Annotated in this window: 18 protein-coding genes; 12 read left to right on the forward strand and 6 right to left on the reverse strand. The window is 70.3% G+C overall.

What is annotated here, in order from left to right; translation table 11 throughout:
• Window positions 1-393: hypothetical protein (locus ABZ260_RS21595; protein ID WP_355620347.1), on the forward strand; the 393-nt coding region annotated here is incomplete at its 5' end.
• A 35-nt stretch (window positions 394-428) separates the two neighbouring features.
• On the forward strand, window positions 429-1,154 hold the full coding sequence (locus tag ABZ260_RS21600) for a maleylpyruvate isomerase family mycothiol-dependent enzyme (RefSeq protein WP_355620350.1): 726 nt from the start codon (window positions 429-431) through the stop codon (window positions 1,152-1,154).
• A 50-nt stretch (window positions 1,155-1,204) separates the two neighbouring features.
• On the opposite strand, the gene ABZ260_RS21605 is transcribed toward ABZ260_RS21600, so the two are convergent.
• From ABZ260_RS21605 to chvE, 4 genes are all read right to left on the reverse strand, one after another.
• Window positions 1,205-2,242, reverse strand: coding sequence for a TerC/Alx family metal homeostasis membrane protein (locus ABZ260_RS21605; protein ID WP_355620353.1), 1,038 nt, complete (start codon window positions 2,240-2,242; stop codon window positions 1,205-1,207).
• A gap of 121 nt (window positions 2,243-2,363) precedes the next feature.
• Window positions 2,364-3,611, reverse strand: a complete 1,248-nt coding sequence (mmsB, locus tag ABZ260_RS21610) for a multiple monosaccharide ABC transporter permease (protein ID WP_355620356.1) — start codon at window positions 3,609-3,611, stop codon at window positions 2,364-2,366.
• A 7-nt stretch (window positions 3,612-3,618) separates the two neighbouring features.
• Entirely contained in the window at window positions 3,619-5,148 is a 1,530-nt protein-coding gene (mmsA, locus tag ABZ260_RS21615) for a multiple monosaccharide ABC transporter ATP-binding protein (RefSeq protein WP_355620359.1), read from the reverse strand.
• A gap of 74 nt (window positions 5,149-5,222) precedes the next feature.
• Entirely contained in the window at window positions 5,223-6,359 is a 1,137-nt protein-coding gene (gene chvE / locus ABZ260_RS21620) for a multiple monosaccharide ABC transporter substrate-binding protein (RefSeq protein ID WP_350915129.1), read from the reverse strand.
• 561 nt (window positions 6,360-6,920) lie between these two features.
• Here chvE and ABZ260_RS21625 point away from each other — a divergent pair.
• From ABZ260_RS21625 to araA, 7 genes are all read left to right on the forward strand, one after another.
• Window positions 6,921-7,910 carry a LacI family DNA-binding transcriptional regulator gene (locus tag ABZ260_RS21625; protein WP_355553187.1) on the forward strand — a complete coding sequence of 330 codons (990 nt, stop codon included), beginning with the start codon at window positions 6,921-6,923 and terminating at the stop codon, window positions 7,908-7,910.
• A 242-nt stretch (window positions 7,911-8,152) separates the two neighbouring features.
• The gene (locus ABZ260_RS21630) at window positions 8,153-9,670 is read left to right on the forward strand and encodes a sugar ABC transporter ATP-binding protein (protein ID WP_355620362.1); all 1,518 of its coding nucleotides are present in this window, start codon (window positions 8,153-8,155) and stop codon (window positions 9,668-9,670) included.
• Entirely contained in the window at window positions 9,667-10,716 is a 1,050-nt protein-coding gene (locus tag ABZ260_RS21635; protein WP_355620365.1) for an ABC transporter permease, read from the forward strand. The genes ABZ260_RS21630 and ABZ260_RS21635 overlap by 4 nt, the downstream gene beginning before the upstream one ends.
• An 8-nt stretch (window positions 10,717-10,724) precedes the next feature.
• The gene (yjfF, locus tag ABZ260_RS21640) at window positions 10,725-11,711 is read left to right on the forward strand and encodes a galactofuranose ABC transporter, permease protein YjfF (protein ID WP_355620392.1); all 987 of its coding nucleotides are present in this window, start codon (window positions 10,725-10,727) and stop codon (window positions 11,709-11,711) included.
• A 52-nt stretch (window positions 11,712-11,763) separates the two neighbouring features.
• A complete protein-coding gene (araB, locus tag ABZ260_RS21645; protein ID WP_355620368.1) occupies window positions 11,764-13,440 on the forward strand; it encodes a ribulokinase in 1,677 nt (558 codons plus the stop codon).
• Between the two features lie 34 nt (window positions 13,441-13,474).
• Window positions 13,475-14,143, forward strand: a complete 669-nt coding sequence (locus ABZ260_RS21650) for an L-ribulose-5-phosphate 4-epimerase (RefSeq protein ID WP_355620371.1) — start codon at window positions 13,475-13,477, stop codon at window positions 14,141-14,143.
• Window positions 14,140-15,636, forward strand: a complete 1,497-nt coding sequence (gene araA / locus ABZ260_RS21655; protein ID WP_355620374.1) for an L-arabinose isomerase — start codon at window positions 14,140-14,142, stop codon at window positions 15,634-15,636. The genes ABZ260_RS21650 and araA overlap by 4 nt, the downstream gene beginning before the upstream one ends.
• A 137-nt stretch (window positions 15,637-15,773) precedes the next feature.
• Here araA and ABZ260_RS21660 read toward each other — a convergent pair whose 3' ends face one another.
• Together ABZ260_RS21660 and ABZ260_RS21665 are read right to left on the reverse strand one after the other, a co-directional pair.
• Entirely contained in the window at window positions 15,774-16,061 is a 288-nt protein-coding gene (locus tag ABZ260_RS21660; protein ID WP_355620377.1) for a DUF2218 domain-containing protein, read from the reverse strand.
• Between the two features lie 113 nt (window positions 16,062-16,174).
• On the reverse strand, window positions 16,175-17,845 hold the full coding sequence (locus tag ABZ260_RS21665; protein ID WP_355620380.1) for a M14 family metallopeptidase: 1,671 nt from the start codon (window positions 17,843-17,845) through the stop codon (window positions 16,175-16,177).
• Window positions 17,846-17,965: 120 nt separating this feature from the next.
• On the opposite strand from ABZ260_RS21665, the gene ABZ260_RS21670 reads away from it, so the two are divergent.
• From ABZ260_RS21670 to ABZ260_RS21680, 3 genes are all read left to right on the forward strand, one after another.
• Window positions 17,966-18,580: an FMN-binding negative transcriptional regulator gene (locus ABZ260_RS21670; RefSeq protein WP_355620383.1), complete on the forward strand. Its 615-nt coding sequence runs from the start codon at window positions 17,966-17,968 to the stop codon at window positions 18,578-18,580.
• Between the two features lie 330 nt (window positions 18,581-18,910).
• Window positions 18,911-20,602 carry a helix-turn-helix domain-containing protein gene (locus ABZ260_RS21675; RefSeq protein WP_355620386.1) on the forward strand — a complete coding sequence of 564 codons (1,692 nt, stop codon included), beginning with the start codon at window positions 18,911-18,913 and terminating at the stop codon, window positions 20,600-20,602.
• 99 nt (window positions 20,603-20,701) lie between these two features.
• Window positions 20,702-21,921, forward strand: a 1,220-nt coding sequence (locus tag ABZ260_RS21680) for an amidohydrolase family protein (RefSeq protein WP_355620389.1), incomplete at its 3' end; no start/stop codon positions are given.

Consider the following 21,921-nt stretch of genomic DNA (forward strand, 5'->3'; position numbering starts at 1 on the left):
ACACCGGCCGTCACGCGGAGCGCGTCCGCGGCGCCGTCCCCCGCGCCCAGCCGGACCGCGCCGGCGGCGGGCGGATGGCAGGCGCGCCTGGCGGCCCTGGGACAGGCGGTCACCGCGCAGGAGCTTCAGGGGGGAATCGACCCCAAGACGGCCCGCAAGGTCCGCGAGAGGATCGTCAAACTCGCCGGGAAAATCCAGGAGGGCGACAACGGGAAGGCCCGTGACGAACTGCGCAAGCTCGGCCGTGAGCTGAGCGAGGCGCAGCGGAAGGGCAGGATCGCCGCGGAGGGGCCGCTCGTCGACTTCCTTCGAACCTCGGGGCTCACCTTCCAGGTGGAGGGTCAGAACTCCGGGCCACGTCATCGCAGCAGCGACGACGATGACGACGACTAGTGCGACGTCCCGGAGCCCCGGGTACTGGCTTAGGTATGACCGCAGAATCGAAGGATCCGCTGGCGGATCTCAACCCGTTCGACATATTCGACACCGAGGCCCTCCGCCTCGACCGCTTCTTCTCCGGGCTCGACGCGGAGGGCTGGCGGCGTCCCTCGCGGGCGGGGGGCTGGTCGGTCCGCGACGTGCTCGGGCACCTGGCGGGGGAGGAGCTGTACAACCACGCCTGTCTGGACGACGACATCGACGGGTTCGTCGCGATGCTCAGGAGCGAGGGCGTGGAGGGCGGTTTCAACGCCTTCAACGCCTGGTGCGTGGAGCGCCGCCGTGACGTTCCGGTCGAGGAGGTGCTCCAGGAGTGGCGGCGCGAGAACGGGGAGACGCGCGAGCGGATGCGCGGGCTCGGCCGCGACGCCTTGCTGCCGACCCTCGCGGGACCGTACCCGGTGGGGTTGCAGACCTTCCACTACGACTCGGAGTACGCCACCCACGCCGACGACGTCGGCGCGCCCGTCGCGGAGGACGAGGAGGACGAGCGGGTCTGGTGGCGGGCGAGGGTGGGCGCGTTCGCGCTCGCGGAGCAGGGGTCGAAGGTCCAGGTCGAGCTGACCGCCGACGGGATCTGGGTGCACGCCTACGACATGAGCGAGCAACTGGGGCCCCCGGCGTTCGTGGCGGCGACCGTCGGCCGCCTGCCGGACGACCCCGTCGACCATCCCCTCGACCGCAGGCTCAGGGCCGCCCTGCGCTGCCTGGCCTGAGCTTTCGGCGCTCCCCCCGGCACGTTCGTCCGGGTGTTCCCGCCGGGGCCTCAGCGGTCGTCCTGCCCCTGTCTCCCCTCGCCCTGGCCACCGTCCCTGTCCTTGCGGCGCATCCGGTGCAGGGTGCCCGCCCGCGCGCGCTCCTCGGGGTGGGCGCGCACCCTGCGCAGGCTGAAGACGACGGTGACCAGCAGCACCAGGAAGATCACTACCAGCGAGAGCGGGGTCGGGATCTCGGGGAAGGACGTGGAGACGTCCTCGTGCAGGAAGGCCAGGATGAGCTTCAGGCCGATGAAGCCGAGGATGACCGCCAGGCCGATCGACAGGTAGACCAGACGCTCCAGCAGGCCCTCGATCAGGAAGTACAGGGCGCGCAGCCCCAGCAGCGCGAAGGCGTTGGCGGCGAAGACGATGAGCGGGTGCGTGGTGACGCCGAAGACCGCCGGAATGGAGTCGAGGGCGAACAGCAGGTCGGTGCTTCCGATGGCGAGGAAGACCACGAACAGCGGGGTGACCATCCGCCTTCCGTCCTCGCGGACGACGAGCTTGCCGTCATGCAGGTTCTCGGTGACCGGGAGCGCCTTCGAGACGAAGCGGATCAGGGGGTTGCTCTCGATGTCGGGCTCCTCGTTCCGGTGCCGGACCAGCTGGATCGCCGTCCAGATCAGCAGCAGGCCGAAGAGCAGGAATGTGAAGGAGAAGAGGCTGATGGCCGCCGCGCCGATCGCGATGAGGACGGCGCGCAGCACGAGGGCGGTGGCGATCCCGAAGAGCAGCACCTTCTGCTGGTTCTCCGGGGGCACGGAGAAGCGCGCCATGATGATGACGAAGACGAAGAGGTTGTCGACGGAGAGGCTCTTCTCCACCAGCCACCCGGCGAAGTACTCGGCCGCGAGCGCCGACCCGGCCAGCCACCACAGGACCAGGCCGAAGGCGATGGCCACGCCGATGTAGAAGACGCTCCAGGCGGTGGCCTCGCGCATGCCCACGGCGTGCGGCCGGCGCGCCGCCACCATGAAGTCGAGGACGAGCAGCGCCATCACCAGAACGACGACCGCGATCCACACGCCTATCGAATCGATCGCCATCCGTGTCCCCTCCAGCCGGTGAGAATCCTCGCTTACCCTCAGGTAAGGGGGTCCACACCCGGGAGCCACCGGGCAGCTCGCCGTCCCGCGCGACGGACGCGGGCGCGTGAGGGGAGCGGGGTCAGCGGGCCGAGCCGGCCCGGCGCTTGGTCCAGACGTCCAGGGCCACGGCGGCGAGCAGGACCAGGCCCTTGAAGAGCATGACCCGCTCGCTGGGCGCGCCGATCAGGGACATGCCGTTGTTGATCACGGCCATGATGAGGCCGCCGGTGAGGGCGCCGACCACCTTGCCCACCCCGCCCTGGACCGCGGCGCCGCCGATGAAGGCGGCCGCGATGGCGTCCAGCTCGAAGCCGTTGCCCGCCGTCGGGCCGGCCTGGTTCAGCCGCCCGGCGAAGATGATCCCGGCGAGCGCGGCGAGCACCCCCATGTTGACGAAGATCCAGAACGTGACGGACTTCACCTTGATGCCGGACAGGCTCGCGGCGTTCAGGTTGCCGCCGATGGCGTAGATGTGGCGGCCGAAGACCGCGCGGTTGGTCAGCAGCGTGTAGCCCAGCACCAGGATCGCCAGCAGCACCAGCACCCAGGGCAGGTTCTTGAACCTGGCGAGCTGCACGATGACCACCATCACCACCGCGGCGGCGGCGGCGATCTTCAGCAGGAACAGGGGCAGCGCGTCGACCTTTTGCCGGTAGCCCAGCCGTGCCTGGCGAGCCCGCCACTGGGTGCCGGCGATCCCGGCCACCGCGGCCAGGCCGACGAGCAGCGTCAGCAGGTCGGCGCCGCCGAGCAGGCCGAGGGGGACGTTGCCGAAGAAACCGGGCACGAAGCCGTTGGCGAGGGTCCGCACCTCGTCGGGGAAGGGGCCGATGCCCTGGTTGCCGAGCACGGTCAGGGTCAGCGCCCTGAAGACCAGCATTCCGGCCAGGGTCACGATGAACGCCGGTATGCCGAAGTAGGCGATCCAGTAGCCCTGCCAGGCCCCGATCAGCGCACCCGCGACCAGCGTGATCAGGATCGCCAGCGGCCAGGCCACGTCCATGTCGACCATCAGCACCGCCGCGATCGCGCCGGTGAGTCCCACCACCGAGCCCACGGAGAGGTCGATGTGACCGGCGATGATGATCAGGATCATGCCGATGGCCAGGATCAGAACGTAGGAGTTCTGCACCATGATGTTGGAGATGTTCTGCGGGCTGAGCAGCTCTCCGCCGGTCAGGATGGAGAACAGCACGATGATCAGCGCGAAGGCGATGTAGATGCCGCTCTGCCGAAGGTTGACGGAGAGGCGGCCGGCGGGCGTCTTCGCGGGGACCACCGGAAGGCCGCCGCTCGGTGGCGCTGTCTCACGGGTCGGGACCTCCATCGTGCCCTTACTCCTTTTCCTTGGTCATGAGCTGCATGAGCCGTTCCGGGGTGGCCTCGGCCCGGGGGACCTCACCGGTGATGCGACCGGCGGACATGGCGTAGACACGGTCGCAGACGCCGAGCAGCTCGGGGAGCTCCGAGGAGATGACCAGGATGGCCTTGCCCTGGTCGGCGAGCCGGTTGATGATCGAGTAGATCTCGTACTTGGCACCCACGTCGATGCCGCGGGTGGGCTCGTCGAGGATCAGCACGTCGGCGTCGGTGAAGATCCACTTCGACAGCACCACCTTCTGCTGGTTGCCGCCGCTGAGCTTCCCGGTGACCGACAGCACGCTGGGAGCCTTGATGTTCATGCTCTCCCGGAAGCCGTCGGCGACCTGGTACTCCTTGTTGTCGTCGACCCAGCCGCGCCTGGCCAGCTTCCCCAGCGCGGCGGCCGACACGTTCCGCTTGATGTCGTCGATCAGGTTGAGGCCGTACCGCTTGCGGTCCTCGGTGGCGTACGCGAGCCCGTGGCCGATCGCCTCGCCGACCGTGCGGAGCTGGATCTCCCCGCCGTTCTTGTAGACGCGGCCGGAGATGCCGACCCCGTAACTCCGGCCGAACACGCTCATCGCCAGCTCGGTGCGGCCGGCGCCCATCAGGCCGGCCAGGCCGACGATCTCGCCGCGGCGCAGCGTCAGGTTGGCGCCGGAGACGACGACGCGGTCGTGCTGGCTGGGGCTGTGCACCGTCCAGTCCTCGATCCGCAGCGCCTCCTCACCGATCTTCGGCTCGTGCGGCGGGAAGCGGTGTTCGAGGTCGCGGCCCACCATGCCGGCGATGATGCGCTCCTCGGTGACCTGGTCGCCCCGCATGTCCAGGGTCTCGATCGTCCGGCCGTCACGCAGGATCGTGGTGGAGTCGGCGATGGCCTGGATCTCGTTCAGCTTGTGCGAGATGATCACCGAGGTGATGCCCTCCTCGCGCAGCCCGCGCAGCAGGTCGAGCAGGTGCGCCGAGTCCTCGTCGTTGAGCGAGGCGGTCGGCTCGTCGAGGATGAGCAGTCTGACCTGCTTGGACAGCGCTTTGGCGATCTCCACCAGCTGCTGCTTGCCGACCCCGATGTCCATCGAGCGCGTCACCGGGTTCTCGCGCAGCCCGACCCGCTCCAGCAGCTCGGCGGCCTCGGCGTTGGTCCGGTTCCAGTCGATCAGGCCGCGGCTGGTCCGCTCGTTGCCGAGGAAGATGTTCTCGGCGATCGACAGGTACGGGCTGAGCGCCAGCTCCTGATGAATGATCACGATGCCGTGCTTCTCGCTGTCCCTGATGTCGGAGAAGCGGCACGGCTCGCCGTCGAAGAAGATCTCGCCGTCGTACGAACCGTGCGGGTACACGCCGGACAGGACCTTCATCAGCGTCGACTTCCCGGCGCCGTTCTCCCCGCAGATCGCGTGTATCTCGCCCCTGCGTACCGCCAGGTTGACGTCCTGCAGGGCTTTGACGCCCGGGAACGTCTTGGTGATCCCGCGCATCCGGAGTATGTCGTCGGTCATGCCGCCCGCCTCCTCGGCGTCCTCGGGGAGCCCCGCCACCCCCGCGGACGCTCGCGGGGGTGGCGCCGGTGCTCCTACTTGAGCTGGTCTTCGGTGTAGTAGCCGGAGTCGACGAGGACCTTCTTGTAGTTGTCCTTGTAGACGATCACGGGCTCCAGCAGGTTGGACGGGACGACCTTGTTGCCGTTGTCGTAGTCCTCGGTGTTGTTCACCTCGGGCTTGCCGCCCTTGAGCACCGCGTCGGCCATCTCGACGGTGACGGCGGCCAGCTCGCGGGTGTCCTTGTAGATCGTCGCGTACTGCTCACCCGCGATGATCGACTTGACCGAGGCGACCTCGCCGTCCTGGCCGGTCACGATCGGGTACGGCTGGCCGGCGGTGCCGTAGCCGCTGCTCTTCAGCGCCGACAGGATGCCGATGGACAGACCGTCGTACGGGGAGAGCACGCCGTCGACCAAGGTGTCGCCGGAGTAGGACTTGGTGATCAGGTCCTCCATCCGCTTCTGCGCGGTGGCCGGGTCCCAGCGCAGGATCGCGACGGTCTTGAAGTCGGTCTGGCCGCTCTTGACGACCAGGGTGCCGGAGTCGATGTACGGCTTCAGGGTCTCCATCGCGCCGTTGTAGAAGAAGGTGGCGTTGTTGTCGTCCGGCGAGCCGGCGAAGATCTCGATGTTGAACGGGCCCTTGGCGTCGCCGTCGGAGCCGTCCTCCTTCTTCAGCTTCAGGCCGACCAGGAGCGAGGTCGCCTGCTGCACGCCCACCTTGAAGTTGTCGAAGGTGGCGTAGTAGTCGACGTTCGGCGAGTTGCGGATGAGCCGGTCGTAGGCGATCACCGGGATCTTCTTGTCGGCCGCCTGCTGGAGCTGCGTGGTGATGGCGGTGCCGTCGATCGAGGCGATGATCAGCAGCTTGGCGCCCTTGGTGATCTGGTTCTCGATCTGGTTGACCTGCGTGGGGATGTCGTTCTCCGCGTACTGCAGGTCGACCTGGTAGCCCAGCTTCTCCAGGGCGCTCTTGACGTTGTCACCGTCGTGGATCCAGCGCTCGGAGGACTTGGTCGGCATCGTGACGCCGACCAGGGTGTCGGCGGGCGCCGCGGAGGCGGCCTCCGACGCGCCCTGGTCGACGGTCTTGACGCTTGAGCCACAGGCCGTCACTCCCATGGCGAGAGCCAGGCTCACCGAGAAGGTGACCAGCTTCGCGAACTTCATCGAATACCTCCAGTGTGGGGGTCCGGGGTCCTGGCCGGGGGAGGGCCGCGGGAGAGGTGGGAGGCGGCGCGTCCCGGGAGCGGGCGGCGCGGGCCGCCACCGGGGCGCGTTCCTTCGGGGCCGTGCCCGCGGCGATGCGGGAGCGGGCCGTGACCCGGCTCGCTGCACCGTCCATGAGCAGGTCCATGAACAGGTCCGTGGGCAATTCCGTGAGCATTTTGTGAGCGTTCACAACGACGGCGCGGGACTCCGCGGAGATCCGGCCGGCTGTGTGACGAGACATGAAATGCCGGAGTCGGCCGGCTGTCAACCCCCGGGCGGTCAGGAGTCCTCGCGTCATGAAGACCTTCCCGGAGGAGATGTGAGCGTTAACAACGGGGTATGGGACAGTTAAGGGCGTGATGACGGTGCCGTCAAGTAGGCGTTAACGAATGGTTCCCGTGTAACCAGACTGCAATGTGGCGGGTGCTTGACGCGAGGTGTTGTTAGCGCTCACAGTCTGTGCCAAGCCACCAGAAGGAGCCGACCGTGAGCCCGAGCCACGAGCGTCGCCCGCCGGTGATGGCGGATGTCGCCACGAAGGCCGGCGTGTCGCACCAGACGGTCTCGCGCGTGCTCAACGATCACCCCAACGTCCGTGCCGAGACCCGCGCCCGGGTGCTGGCGGCGATCCACGAGCTCGGCTACCGGCGCAACATGGTGGCTCGCGCCCTGGTCACCAGGCATACCCGCACCCTCGGCGTGGTCAGCTTCGACACGACCCTGTACGGACCGGCGAGCACCGTGTACGGCATCGAGCAGGCCGCCAGGTCGGCGGGTTACTTCGTCAGCATGGTCAGCCTCAAGACCATCGACACCGCCGGGGTGCGCGACGCGCTCGGCTACCTGGCCGAGCAGGGCGTCGACGGCATCGTGGTGGTCGCACCGCAGCGCTCGGCCGCCCCCGCGCTGGCCGACGTGCCCACCGACATCCCCGTGGTGGCCGTCGAGGGCGGCCACTCCGGCGACGTGTCGGTGGTCAGCGTCGACCAGGTCCACGGTGCCCGGCTGGCCACCAGGCACCTGCTCGACCTCGGCCACGAGACCGTCTGGCACATCGGCGGCCCGCCGGACTGGCTGGAGGTCGAGGGACGGATCGAGGGCTGGCGTGACGTGCTGGTCTCCGCGGGCCGTCCGATCCCCGAACCGCTGCCCGGTGACTGGAGCCCGCGCTCCGGCTACCAGGCGGGTCTGCGCCTGGCGGCGGTGCCGGGTGTCACCGCGGTGTTCGTCGCCAACGACCAGATGGCGCTCGGTGCGCTGCGGGCCTTCGCCGAGCTGGGAGTGCGGGTGCCCGAGCAGATCAGCATCGTGGGGTTCGACGACATCCCGGAGTCGGAGTTCTTCACCCCGCCGCTCACCACGGTCAGGCAGGACTTCGGGGCGGTCGGGAGATGGAGCATCGAACTGCTGCTCAGGCAGATGGAGGCGGGCGCGGAATGGTCCCACGAGCGGCACGTCGTTCCGCCGAGGTTCGTGGCCAGGGCCAGCACCGCGCCGGTCCACGCGTGACGCGAACAAGCCCGCCCGTTGATGTTAGCGTTAACGGCCAGGCGAGTCCCAGCGAACCCCACCGACACCGGACGCCCGGCCGGCGGACCCGGTCGAGCAGGTCGCGGCGGGACGGCGGATGCCGGCCCGTACGAAGACGATCCTCACGCGGGAGCGGGCCGGAACGGCGCCGCCCACCCGCCGCAACTGACCCGGCGGGCCGCCTCGCGGGCGGCCCGTCTCCTGGGAGGAAAGGGAGTCGCATGGCCGCACCCGACCCGATCCTGCGGATGATCGGGATCAGCAAGGAGTTTCCCGGCGTCAAGGCGCTGACCGGCGTGGACTTCAGACTCCTGCCGGGGGAGGTGCACGCGCTGATGGGAGAGAACGGCGCGGGGAAGTCGACGCTCATCAAGGTGCTCACCGGCGTGTACGACGTCGACGCGGGCGAGATCGAGCTGGCCGGCGCGCCGGTCGCCTTCGCCGGGCCCCTGGCGGCGCAGCGGGCCGGGATCAGCACGGTCTACCAGGAGCTCAACCTCTGCGCGAACCTCTCGGTGGCCGAGAACATCTTCATCGGGCGCGAGCCGCGCCGCTTCGGCCGCATCCGGTGGGGGGAGACGCGCCGGCGCGCGGCCGAGCTGCTCGCCAGGTTCGACCTCGACCTGGACGTCTCGGCGCCGCTGTCCTCGTACTCGCCGGCCGTGCAGCAGATGGTGGCGATCGCGCGGGCCGTCGACATCTCCGCGAACGTGCTCATCCTCGACGAGCCGACCTCCAGCCTGGACGCGGGGGAGGTCGCGCAGCTGTTCGAGGTGATGCGGCGGCTCAAGGACGAGGGGATCGCCATCATGTTCGTCTCGCACTTCCTCGACCAGGTCTACGAGATCGCCGACCGGATGACGATCCTGCGCAACGGCCGGCTGGTCGGCGAGTACCTCACCGCCGAGCTGAGCCAGGTCGAGCTGGTCGGCAAGATGATCGGCAATGAGCTCGCCGACCTGGAACGGCTCGACGAGAAGCCCAAGGACCTGGCGCGGACCGGCGACGTGGTCATCGAGGCGAGGGAGCTCGGCAGGGCGGGGGCCGTGCAGCCGTTCACGCTCTCCATCCACCAGGGCGAGGTGGTGGGCCTGGCCGGGCTGCTCGGCTCCGGCCGCACCGAGATCGCCCGCCTGCTCTTCGGCGCGGACCACGCGGGAACCGGGGAGGTGGCGATCGACGGTACGCCGGTCTCGCTGCGCACCCCGCGCGCCGCGACCGCCAGGGGAGTCGCCTTCTGCCCGGAGAACCGGCGGACCGAGGGCCTGATCGCCGACCTCACCGTACGGGAGAACATCGTGCTGGCCCTGGCGGCGGCGCGCGGCTGGGCCAGGCCCATACCGCGCCGCCGCCAGGATGAGCTGGTGGAGAAGTACATCGGCGCGCTGCGGATCAACCCTCCCAATCCCGAGCAGCTCGTGCGCAACCTCAGCGGCGGCAACCAGCAGAAGGTGCTGCTGGCCCGCTGGCTCATCGTCGAGCCGCGGCTGCTCATCCTGGACGAGCCGACCCGCGGCATCGACGTCGGGGCCAAGGCCGAGATCCAGCGCCTGGTCGTCTCCCTGGCCGACGGGGGCATGGCCGTGCTGTTCATCTCCGCCGAGCTGGAGGAGGTGCTCCGTCTCAGCCACCGGGTCGGCGTGCTGCGCGACCGGCACCTGGTGGCGCAGCTGCCCAACGACGACGACCTCACGGTCGACGTCCTCATGGAGACGATCGCCAGCGGAGCCCGCCCATGAACCGTCTTGCCAGGCACCGCCTGCTGTGGCCGGTGCTCGTTCTCGTCCTGCTGCTGGCGACCAACGTCGCGTTCACCGACGGCTTCCTGTCGGTGCAGATGAAGGACGGTCACCTCTACGGCAGCCTCATCGACATCATCCGCTTCGGCGCGCCGCTGATCCTGGTGGCGGTCGGCATGACACTCGTCATCGCCACCGGCGGCATCGACCTGTCCGTGGGATCGATGGTGGCCATCTCCGGGGCGCTCGCCTGCCTGCGGATCAGCGAGCTGGACGACCAGAACGCGGTGGGCGGCGTCCTCGCGGCGATCGGCCTGGCGCTGGTGCTCTCCCTGGTGCTGGGGGTGTGGAACGGGTTCCTGGTCGCCGGGATCGGCATCCAGCCGATCATCGCGACGCTGATCCTGATGGTCGCCGGGCGGGGGCTGGCCCAGCTGGTCACCGACGGCCAGATCATCACCGTCAACAGCGTGCCGTACAAGCTGGTGGGCGGCGGCTACTGGCTCACCGTGCCCTTCTGCATCCTGCTCGTGCTGGTCGTGCTCGCGGTGACCGCCTTCCTCACCCGGCGCCTCGCCCTCGGCCTGCTCATCGAGTCGGTCGGCGGGAACGCCGAGGCCAGCCGCCTGGCGGGCATCCGCTCCCGGGGCCTGATCATCGTGGTCTACGCGTTCTGCGGCCTGTGCGCCGGCATCGCGGGGCTGATGATCAGCTCCAACGTGTCCAGCGCCGACGGCAACAACGCCGGGCTCTGGATCGAACTCGACGCGATCCTCGCGGTCGTGATCGGCGGCACCTCGCTCGCGGGCGGCCGGTTCTCGCTCGGCGGCACCGTGCTCGGCGCGCTCATCATCCAGACGCTGACCACCACGATCTACTCGATCGGCGTGCCGCCGGAGACGACACTGCTCTTCAAGGCGCTCGTCGTCACCCTGGTCTGCCTGCTGCAGTCACCGACCTTCAGGGAGAAGGTGTTCCACCGCCGAGGACGTGGCGCCCCACCCACGTCCACCGGCGCCGACACGAAGGTGAGGGTCACCGTATGACCAGCCTGATGACCAGCCTGGGCGTGCTCTCGTCGAACCGGGGGATCCCCCGCAAGTACCTGCCGGTCCTGGTGACCGGCGGGCTGTTCCTCGCGATGTTCGTGGCCGGCGGTATCCGCTACCAGGGCTTCGCGTCCGGGCAGGTGGTGCTCAACGTCTTCATCGACAACGCGTTCCTGCTGGTCGTGGCGGTCGGCATGACGTTCGTGATCCTCACCGGCGGCATCGACCTGTCGGTGGGGGCGGTGGTCGCGCTCGCCACGATGATCTCGGCAAGCCTGGTGACGAACGGGGGCTGGCCGCCCGCGCTGGTGATCCCGCTGGTGCTGGCGGTCGGCGCGGTGCTCGGCCTCGCCATGGGCTGCGTGATCCACTACTTCGACATCCAGCCCTTCATCGTGACGCTGGCCGGCATGTTCCTGGCCAGGGGGCTCTGCTACACCATCGGCACCGACTCGATCTCGATCACCGACCCGACGTACACCGGCCTCGCCCAGGCCAGGATCGACCTGCCGGGCGGCGCGTTCGTCTCGCCGAGCGTGCTCGTCGCCGTCGTGGTGATCCTCGCCGGGGCGTACGTGCTGCACTACACCCGGCTGGGCCGCAACGTCTACGCGACCGGCGGCAGCGAGCAGTCGGCGCTGCTCATGGGCCTGCCGGTGGCCAGGACGAAGATCGCGGTCTACACGATCAGCGGATTCTGCTCCGCGCTGGGCGGCGTGCTGCTCTCCTTCTACATGCTGTCGGGCTACGGGCTGCACGCGGTCGGCATGGAGCTGGACGCGATCGCCGCGGTCGTGATCGGCGGCACGCTGCTGACCGGGGGGTACGGCTACCTGCTCGGCACCGTGCTCGGCGTGCTCGTCCTCGGGCTGATCCAGACGATCATCAGCTTCGAGGGGACCCTCAGCTCCTGGTGGACCAAGATCTTCATCGGCCTGCTGCTCTTCGCCTTCATCCTGCTGCAACGCCTCGGTGCGGCGCGGCGCACCTGAACCCCCCGGCTCCCGCGCGGGAGCCCTTCCCCGTCGAGGTCCTGGAGATTGTGTGAACGCTAACAATGACCGCTACGTGGTCGGTGTCGACTTCGGCACGCTGTCCGGCCGCGCCGTGGTGGTGCGGGTGAGCGACGGTGCCGAGGTCGGCACGGCCGTGCACGAGTACGCACACCGGGTGATCGAGGAACGGCTGCCCGGCAGTGCCGTGCGGCTGGGCCCCGACTGGGCGTTGCAGTCGCCCGAGGACTGGCGGCAGGTGCTGCGCGTGGCGGTGCCCGGGGCGGTGGCGGCGGCCGGGATCTCCCCGTCACGGGTCATCGGCCTGGGCACCGACTTCACCGCCTGTACCGTACTGCCCGCCACCGCGGACGGCACCCCGCTCTGCGAGGTCGACGGGCTCGCGGAGCGACCGCACGCGTGGCCGAAGCTGTGGAAGCACCACGCCGCGCAGCCGCACGCCGACCGGATCAACGCCGTCGCCGCGCGCAGGAAGGAGGCGTGGCTGCCCCGCTACGGCGGGAAGATCTCCGCGGAGTGGGCGTTCGCCAAGGGCCTGCAGGTACTGGAGGAGGACCCGGAGGTCTACGGCCGCGCCGAGCGCTGGATCGAGGCCGCCGACTGGATCGTCTGGCAGCTCACCGGCGTGGAGACCCGCAACGTGTGCACCGCCGGGTACAAGGCCATCCACACCGGCGACGGCTACCCCTCGGCGGAGTTCCTGGCCGAGCTCAACCCGGCCTTCGCCGGTTTCACCGCCAAGCTCGGTCAGGAACTGTCGCCCCTCGGCGGTCTCGCGGGCCGGCTGGACGCCCGCGCCGCGGCCTGGACCGGGCTGCCCGAGGGGGTGGCGATCTCGGTCGGCAACGTGGACGCCCACGTCACGGCCGCCGCCGCCGACGCCGTGCGGCCCGGTCAGATGGTCGCCATCATGGGCACCTCCACCTGCCACATCATGCCGTCCGACACGCTGGCGGAGGTGCCCGGCATGTGCGGTGTGGTGCGCGACGGGATCGTGCCGGGACTGTGGGGATACGAGGCGGGCCAGTCGGGTGTCGGCGACATCTTCGGCTGGTTCGTGGAGACCTCGGTGCCCGGCTCCTACGAGCGGGAGGCCGAACGGCGCGGGCTCACCGCGCACGAGTACCTCACCGAACTCGCCGCCGCGCAGAGCGTCGGGCAGCACGGCCTGGTGGCACTCGACTGGCACAACGGCAACCGCTCGGTGCTGGTCGACCACGACCTCTCGGCCGTACTCGTCGGCCAGACCCTCGCGACGAGACCCGAGGACACCTACCGGGCGCTGATCGAGGCCACCGCGTTCGGCGCCCGCGTGATCGTGGAGACCTTCGAGGACTCCGGGGTGCCGGTGACCGAGTTCGTCGCCGCGGGCGGTCTGATCAAGAACCGGTTCCTGATGCAGGTCTACGCCGACGTGCTGCGCCGCCCGATCTCGGTGATCGGCTCGGAGCAGGGATGCGCCCTGGGGTCGGCCATCCACGCCGCGGTCGCCGCCGGGGCCTACCCGGACATCACCGCGGCCTCGGCCGCGATGGGCAGGCGCGCCGAGGCCGTCCACCTGCCCGACGCGGGGCGCGCCGACGCCTACGACCGGCTGTACGCCGACTACCGCCGCCTGCACGACCACTTCGCCGACGGGGAGATGCTGCACGGCCTGCGGGCCCTGCGTAACGAGGCGAGCACATCAGAGAAGAAGGAGGACGCGTGACCCAGCGAGAGGACCACACGACCGGGGGAGCCGGATGAGCGCCGTCGTCAGGAAGCTGCGCGAGACGGTCTGCCGGCTCCACGACGAGCTGGTCCGCTACAACCTCGTCGCCTGGACCGCGGGCAACATCTCGGGGCGGGTGCCGGGCGAGGACCTGTTTGTCATCAAGCCGTCCGGGGTCTCGTACGACGAGCTGAGCCCGGAGTCGATGGTGGTCTGCGACCTGGACGGGGAGCCGGTCGGGGGCGAGCTGTCGCCGTCCAGCGACACCGCCGCGCACGCGTACGTCTACCGGGCGATGCCGCAGGTCGGCGGGGTGGTGCACACCCACTCCACGTACGCCTCCGCCTGGGCGGCGCGGGGCGAGGCGATCCCGTGCGTGCTGACGGCCATGGCGGACGAGTTCGGCGGGGAGATCCCGGTGGGGCCGTTCGCGCTGATCGGCGGGGACGACATCGGCAAGGGAATCGTCGCCACCCTGGAGGGACACCGCTCCCCGGCGATCCTGATGCGCAACCACGGCGTCTTCACCATCGGCGCGGACGCCCGCGCCGCGGTCAAGGCCGCGGTGATGTGCGAGGACGTCGCGCGCACCGTGCACGTGGCCCGCCAGCTGGGCGACCCGCTGCCGATCCCGCGACCCGCCGTCGACAGTTTGTACGACCGCTACCAGAACGTCTACGGGCAAAGGAGTCCGCGTTGATCCTCCACGAGCGTGAGATCTGGTTCCTCACCGGAAGCCAGGGCCTGTACGGAGAGGAGACGCTGGCCCAGGTGGCCGGGCAGTCCCGGCGGATCGCCGAGCGACTCGGCGAGTCGCTGGCGTTCCGGCTGGTGTGGAAGCCGGTGCTCACCGACGCCGCGTCGATCCGCAGGGTCTGCCTGGAGGCGAACGCCTCGGACGCCTGCATCGGGGTGATCGCCTGGATGCACACCTTCTCCCCGGCCAAGATGTGGATCGCCGGGCTGGACGCGCTGCGCACGCCGCTGCTGCACCTGCACACCCAGGCCAACGTGGCGCTGCCGTGGAGCTCCATCGACATGGACTTCATGAACCTCAACCAGGCGGCCCACGGCGACCGCGAGTTCGGCTACATCCAGTCCCGGCTGGGAGTGGCGCGCAAGACCGTCGCCGGGCACGTGAGCGACCCGGCGGTGGCCGCGCGCATCGGCGCGTGGGCGCGGGCCGCGGCCGGGCGCGCGGAGGTCGGCTCGCTGCGGCTGGCCCGCTTCGGCGACAACATGCGCGACGTGGCGGTCACCGAAGGCGACAAGGTGGAGGCGCAGCTGCGCTTCGGCGTCTCGGTCAACACCTACGGCGTCAACGACCTGGTCGCCGTGGTCGACGCGGTGGCGGACTCCGAGGTGGACACCCTGGTCGCCGAGTACGAGGACACCTACAAGGTCGCCCCCGAGCTGCGGGCCGGGGGCGAGCGCCACGAGTCCCTGCGGTATGCCGCCCGCATCGAGCTGGGCCTGCGCCACTTCCTCACCGAGGGGGGCTTCGGCGCGTTCACCACCAACTTCGAGGACCTCGGGGGCCTGCGGCAGTTGCCGGGGCTGGCGGTGCAGCGGCTGATGGGCGACGGCTACGGCTTCGGCGGGGAGGGCGACTGGAAGACCTCGGTGCTGTTGCGCACCCTGAAGACGATGGCGACCGGCCTTGCCGGCGGCACCTCCTTCATGGAGGACTACACCTACCACCTGGCCCCGGGCCAGGAGGTCATCCTGGGCGCGCACATGCTGGAGGTCTGCCCGACGATCGCCGCCGGGGTGCCCTCGTGCGAGATCCACCCGCTGGGCATCGGCGGGCGCGAGGACCCCGTCCGGCTGGTCTTCGACGCCGAACCCGGACCGGCGGTGGTGATCGGTCTGTCGGACATGGGGGAGCGCTTCCGGCTGGTGGCCAACGAGATCGACGTGGTCACCCCGGCCGAGCCGTTGCCCAACCTGCCCGTCGCCCGCGCGGTGTGGCGGCCCCGCCCGAACCTGAGCACCTCCGCCGAGGCGTGGCTGACCGCCGGAGGACCGCACCACACGGTCCTGTCGTCCGCGCTGACCGGTGAGGAGCTCACCGACCTCGCCGACATGCTCGGCGTCGAGCTGCTGGTCATCGACGCCGACACCACCCCCCGCCAGTTCGCCAAGGAGATCCGCTGGAACCAGGCCTACTACCGCCTGGCCCAGGGCTTCTGACCCCGACGGGGGCCCCGCCGGTTGGCGGAGCCCTCGTCGCCGCAGCGGACTCCAGTGCGGAGTGGGCCGGAGTCAGGTGTGACGGCTCCTCCGCTCCCGCCAGGGGGCGGAGGAGCCTCGTCACGTTCTCGAGCGGATCACTGGTTCTGCCAGGTCACCGTCAGCTCGTTGCGTCGGCCGAAGTGTTCGAGATGTCGGCCGAGCTTGTCCTTGACGACTTCCAGTGACGCGGCGTCGGCCGCGTCCGCTCGCATGACGAGCCGGTCGGCCTCGGGGGTCAGCACGCCTTCTCCGGCCTGGAGCACAAGGCGGTAACCGCCGTCCGGCAGGTTCTCCACCTCGGCTTTGCGTCCGAGGTGGGAGGCGAGCTGTTTCGCGTATCGGGCGGCGGCGGTGGTGGCCACGTTGGCGATGGAAACGACCATGTGAGGATCCTCCTGCTTGAAGGGTTTCGCCACCTTGGACGGAACGAGCACCCGGGGCGTGAGCCCAGTGATGTCACGTCCGCAGCGGCGGGTTGTCCGGAGCCGGGCGGGGATCAGCCGAGGTCCACCTCGGCCCGGGCCGTGCCGGCGCGGGGGTGGCGGGCGGTGACCAACACCGACGTGCCCGGCGGGGCGGAGACCAGCCAGTCGGCGGCGGCGAGGTCCGGCGTACCGGGATTGTGCCCCCACCAGGTGGTCGTGCTTCTGGCGCTGACGCGCCCGTCGAGCTGGCCGAGGTCTCGGACGGGTTCCCCGGCGAGCAGCGTGGCGCCCTGAGGCAGGGAGATCTCGGCGGTCAGCGACCCGGACACCTTCCGGTGCAGGGCGCGCTCGGAGACGTTGGTCGGCAGCCAGCCGCTGTTGCGCACCACGAGCTGTACGCGGTGGACGCCGGGCGCGACCTGCTCGGTGGTCAGGGAGCGCACCTCCACCCTGGGCGAGCTGAGCGCGAGGTAGATCACCCACTCGGAGTGGGGTGCGACTTCCTCCTCGATCCGGTCGAACGGGGGATTATACCAGTAGTTGATCATGTCCCAGCCGCCGAGCTCCACGGTGCCGAGCTGGGGGTGCTCGAAGGGGTACCAGTCGACGAAGCCGTGCCCGCCCAACTCCTCGTCGCTCCATCGGATGAGCGCCAGGTCGTCCTCGGCGGGATGTTCCACGAGCCACATCGAGGGGTGGTACGGCTTGATCCCGACGGCCTTCAGCGGGTTCCAGAACTCGGTGATCCAGGAGAACAGGCCGAGCTGGTTGTAGTACCAGCCGAGCTGGCCGCCCCGGAAGTACATCGGCTGATATTTCAGATCATGAAAGGACATCGCGGTGTAGCCGGTCAGCTCGGTCGCCTTCGCCCCGAACTCCTCGTACGCTCGTAGGTCGAAATGCGGCATGCCGTCCTCGGCGTTCATCGGGGCACGCAGGTGTACGCCGCCGAACGTGTGGCAGGTGACGAAACCGGTCAGGTTCGGCCGGTCGGTCACGGCCCGCATGATGGCCTGGATCTCCGGCTCCGAGCCGGGGAACGGCCCGGCGTGGACGGGCACCTCGGGGGCGGCACCCCAGTCGGTCGGCAGGTTCTGACCCAGGTCGAGCCCCTCCAGCGGCTCGGCCGGCCGTACGGTCGCGCCGTCGTAGCCGACGATCTCGCCCTCCTGGAAGATGCGGTAGTAGTCGCCACCGTACTCGTCGGGCTCCCGGCGGACGAGCAGTCGCGGCTCGTCGGGGTGGGGCTTCCACGGCCCGTCGGGGTCCGGTACGCGCATGAACAGGACCCGACCGTCCCCGTCGATGTCACGCAACTGCAACCCGGGCTCCGGAGTCTGCAGCGGGTGCGGGCGGATGCTGGACCGGATGTAGCGCCCCTCGTCGAGCACGTGTTCCACGCCGTCGGGGTTGAGCCGGGGCACGATGTAGAGCACACGGGTGTCGAGCAGCCGGGTGATCCGTTCGTCGCTCCCGTAACCGGTCAGCACGCGGTCGGCCAGGTGGAGCGCGGCGAACGACCCGGTGATCTCCGCGGCGTGGATGTTCGCCTCGACGAGGAATCCCGGCTTCTCCCGCGCGGGCCCGGTCGCCGTGTTGGTGAGTGTGAGCAGCCAGATGTCGCGTCCCTCCCAGGACCGGCCGATACTGGTTAGTTCGACCAGGTCAGGCCAGCTTTTCGCCCAGGTGTTCAGCAACGCGGTCAGATCGTGGTACGTCGGGAACCGCTCATAGGACAGCATGTCCAGAGTGTGCGACGAGGGCTCCGTCGAGGTCTTTGTCGGGACCCCCAAGATTCCCGCCGGGGCCTTGGGCTCCTCCACGCTGACACGGTAAGTGAAACAGGTGTTTCTTTTCATCTCATGTTGGAACAGCAGATCTACGCGCTGGACGACCCCGAGGCGCTGTGCGGGTTGATCCGCGGCCATGGCTGGGCGACGCTCGTGACCGTCTCGGCGGAGGGCGAGCCCGTCGTCACGCACCTTCCGGTGATCCCCGACCCGGAGAATCCCGGGCCCGCTGTCGTGGGGCATCTCGCCCGCACGGACCCCGCCGCCCACGGGCTGGGGGAGCGGCCGGTCGTGCTGGTGGTCCAGGGCCCGCACGGGTACATCTCGCCCTCGTTCTACGAGGCCGGGCCGTACGTCCCGACCTGGAACCACGTCACCGTGCACCTCCACGGCACGCCGCGCGTGCTCGGCCCCGAGGAGACCTACGAGGTGCTCTCGGCCACCGTGGACCACTTCGAGTCCGCACGGCCCGAGCCGTACCGGCTGGCCGACGTGGCCGGGTACGCCAGGCGGATCGCCCCCGGCGTCACGGGCTTCCGCCTGGTTCCCGCGAGGATCGCGGGCAAGGCCAAGCTGGGCCAGGACAAGTCGGCGGAGATTGTCGAGCGGGTGATCCGCGCCCTGGACACCGACGACGTCCACCGCAACCCGGCGCTTGCCCACGCGATGCGCGCCGTCCTCACCTGACGTGGCGCGCGCCGGACCGCGCGCGCCGGACCACGGGGGTGTCGTGGTCACCCGGCGGCGTGCGCGGCCCCCGCGAGGAGAGGGCGGGTCCTGGCCGAGCGCCTCGGTGTAGTCGTAGACGACTTCCATCCCGGGATCGAGGAGGACGGCCTCTCCGAGCCGGGTGATCGACGGGTGCTCGGGCTCGCCCGTGTGCGGGGACCGGCCGGGGGGGCGCGGTCAGCACGGCCTGTGTGGCGGGGGCCAAGGCCAGCTTGTGGGTATTGTCATGCCTTATAAGGGTCTGCTCTAAATAGAGGTATTTACCCCCAGATTGAGTAAGGGGTGCTTGTGTCGAAAACCGACCTGATTCCCGACGGCACCATGGCCCACCCGTACCGCCCCCCGCTCCGACAGGTGCTGGAGATGCTCGGCTCGCACGTGCTCTCCGCCGTCCACGTCCCCCACGCCGACCTGCCGATCGGCGAGCCCGTGGTACACGACCCGGACGACCCGCTCGACGAGCGTCCCGCGTGCGTGTTGCTCGCCGTCGGCGCGCGGCCGTCCGCCCCGGAGACCCTCGAACTCGTACGGCTGGCGGGGGCCAGGAACTACCACGCGGTCGTCATCAAGGACCGGGGCGCGGAACTCGGCGAGCTCATCGACGCCGCCCGCGAGGCGGGGGTGGCGCTTCTCGTGGCGTCGGCGCGCATCCCCTGGCGCCAGCTCGACGCCCTGCTGACCGCCGCGATCTCCGGCCCGGGAGCGGCCACCGCGACGTTCTCCTCCGTCGGCATGGGGGACCTGTTCGCCCTGGCCAACGCGATCGCCACCACGATCGGCGGCGCGACCTGCGTCGAGGACGCCCAGGGCAACGTGCTCGCGTACTCCAACGTGCCCGGACAGGAGATCGACGAGATACGCAAGCAGGGCATCCTCGGGCGCAAGACGCCGCAGCGGCCGACCAACCGGCTCGAGTACAGCCGGGTGTTCCGCGCCGACGGGCCGGTACGCTTCGCCAGCCTCGGCCCGGGGCACATGCGGCGGCTGTCCACGGCGGTACGCGCGGGCGCCCAGCTCCTGGGCTTCATCTGGGTGCTGGACGGCACGCCGCCCGTCATCGCCGGGGCCATGCAGCTGCTCGGGGACGCGGGCCGGATCGCGGCACCGCACATGCTGCGCTCGCGCAACCCCGGCGACCCGCGGCGCTGGCAGCGCGCGGAGACGCTCCGCGCCCTGCTCGACGGCGACGTCTCCGAGTCCGTCGCGGCTGCGCGGCTCGGCCTGCCCCCGGACACCTCCGTGGCGATCATGGCCTTCGCCCCCGCTAGGCCGGTCCCGGAACCCGGGGCCGCCGGGGCCGCCGTCACGACCGTCGTCGACCTGGTCAGCCTCGCGTGCGAGGCGTGGCACCACGAGGCCGTCTGCACCACCGGCTGGAGGGTGGTCTACGCCCTGGTGCCCGTGCCGGAGGGCACGCCACCGGCCCGGCTGGTCCGGTTCGCCACGGACACCGCGGCCTCGGTACGCAAGGCCGCCGGGATCAACCTGCACGCCGGCATCGGTCCCATCGCGGCCAGGTTGGAGGAAGTCCCGGAGTCCCGCCGCCTCGCCGACCGCGTCGTCCGCGTGCTGGCCGAGACCGCGGGCGACGCCGTGCGCGTCGCCACCGACGAGCAGGTCCGCAGCCGGATCGCCCTGCTCGACCTCGTCGACAGGGACGACACCGTGGCCGACCGGCTGCTGGAACCGGTCCGGCGGATCCTGGAGTACGACGCCGCGCACTCCACCATGCACGCCGCGACCCTGTTGTCCTACCTGGACGCGTTCGGCGAGGCCGCCAGGGCCGCGGCCGAGCTGTCCATCCACGAGAACACGCTGCGCTACCGCATCCGCCGCCTGCAGGAGCTGTTCGGGGCGGATCTCGCCGATCCCACTGAGCGGCTCGTCATCTGGCTCCAGCTCCGCCTTCTCCACATGCGCGCCGAGTTCTCGTCGGTGAGCACAAGAGTGCCGGGGGGGAATGTCCGTTCTCAACGATGAGTGATCGCGGGGGTGCCGCCTACCGTCTCCCGCATGTCCTCTCCCTCGGCACCCTCGACGCCTCCTGTTCCCCCGACGGCTTCCCCAACTGCCTCCTCGATGCATGAGGAGCGGGCTGACCTGCTGCTGCGCAACGCACGGGTCGGGCTCGGCGGCCCGCTCCGGCACATCCTGATCGCGGGGGGCCGGGTGGTCGCGGTGCGCGACGAGCCGCTCGGCCTCGCTGAGATCGGCGACATGACGGCCGGTCAGGTGAAGGCAGGAGGCGTCGAGGACGTCGACCTCGAAGGGGCGGTCGTACTGCCCGGGCTGTGGGACGCGCACGTGCACTCCGTGCAGTGGGCCCAGGCCCGCCGCCGAATCGACCTCAGCGGCGCGCGTTCGGCGCGGGAGGCCGCCGAGCTGATCCGGCCGGCCTCCGAACCGGCCTCCGGGCCGGCGTCCGAGCTGATCATGGGGTACGGCTTCCGCGACGCCCTCTGGCCGGACGAGCCGCACCGATCGCTGCTCCCCGAAGCCCACCCGGTCGTGCTGATCAGTAACGACCTCCACACGGCCTGGCTCAGCGCCGCCGCGCTCGCCCTCATTGGCAGAGGTGACCACCCGACCGGGGTGCTGCGCGAAGCGGAGTGCTATGACGCGCTGGCCGCGCTGCCGCCACCCCCGCGTGAGCTGCTGGACAGATGGGTGGCGGAGGCGACCTCCGCCGCCGCCGAGCTCGGCGTGACCGGCGTGCTGGACTTCGAGTTCGCCGACAACGTCACCGACTGGCTGCGCCGGATCCGCGAGCAGGCGGTCGCCGTACGGGTGGCCTGCTCGGTCCCGCGGAGCAGGCTCGACGAGGCGATCGCCCGCGGGCTGCGTACCGGCGATCCGGTGGCGGGCTCGCACGGGATGTTGGAGGTCGGCCCAGTCAAGATCTTCGTCGACGGTTCGCTCAACACCCGCACCGCCTACTGCGACGACCCGTACCCGGGCACCGGCGACCGCGGCCGACTGGAGACGCCGCCGGACGAGCTGGCCGCGACGATGGCGCTCGCCGCCCGCCACGGCTTGCACCCCGCTGTCCACGCCATCGGCGACCTCGCCTCCTCGATCGCGCTCGACGCCTTCGACCTCGTCGGCTGTCCGGGCCGCATCGAGCACGCGCAACTCGTCCGTACGGCCGACTTCGCCAGGTTCGCCCGGCCCGGCCTGGTCGCCGGCGTGCAGCCCGCGCACGCCCCGGACGACCGCGAGGTCGCCGACACCCACTGGTGCGGCCGGACCTCCCGGGCCTTCGCGTATGCCGACCTGCTCGCGGCGGGGGCGATCCTGGA

The sequence above is a fragment of the Streptosporangium sp. NPDC006013 genome, assembly GCF_040614275.1.
Classification (GTDB): Bacteria; Actinomycetota; Actinomycetes; order Streptosporangiales; family Streptosporangiaceae; genus Streptosporangium.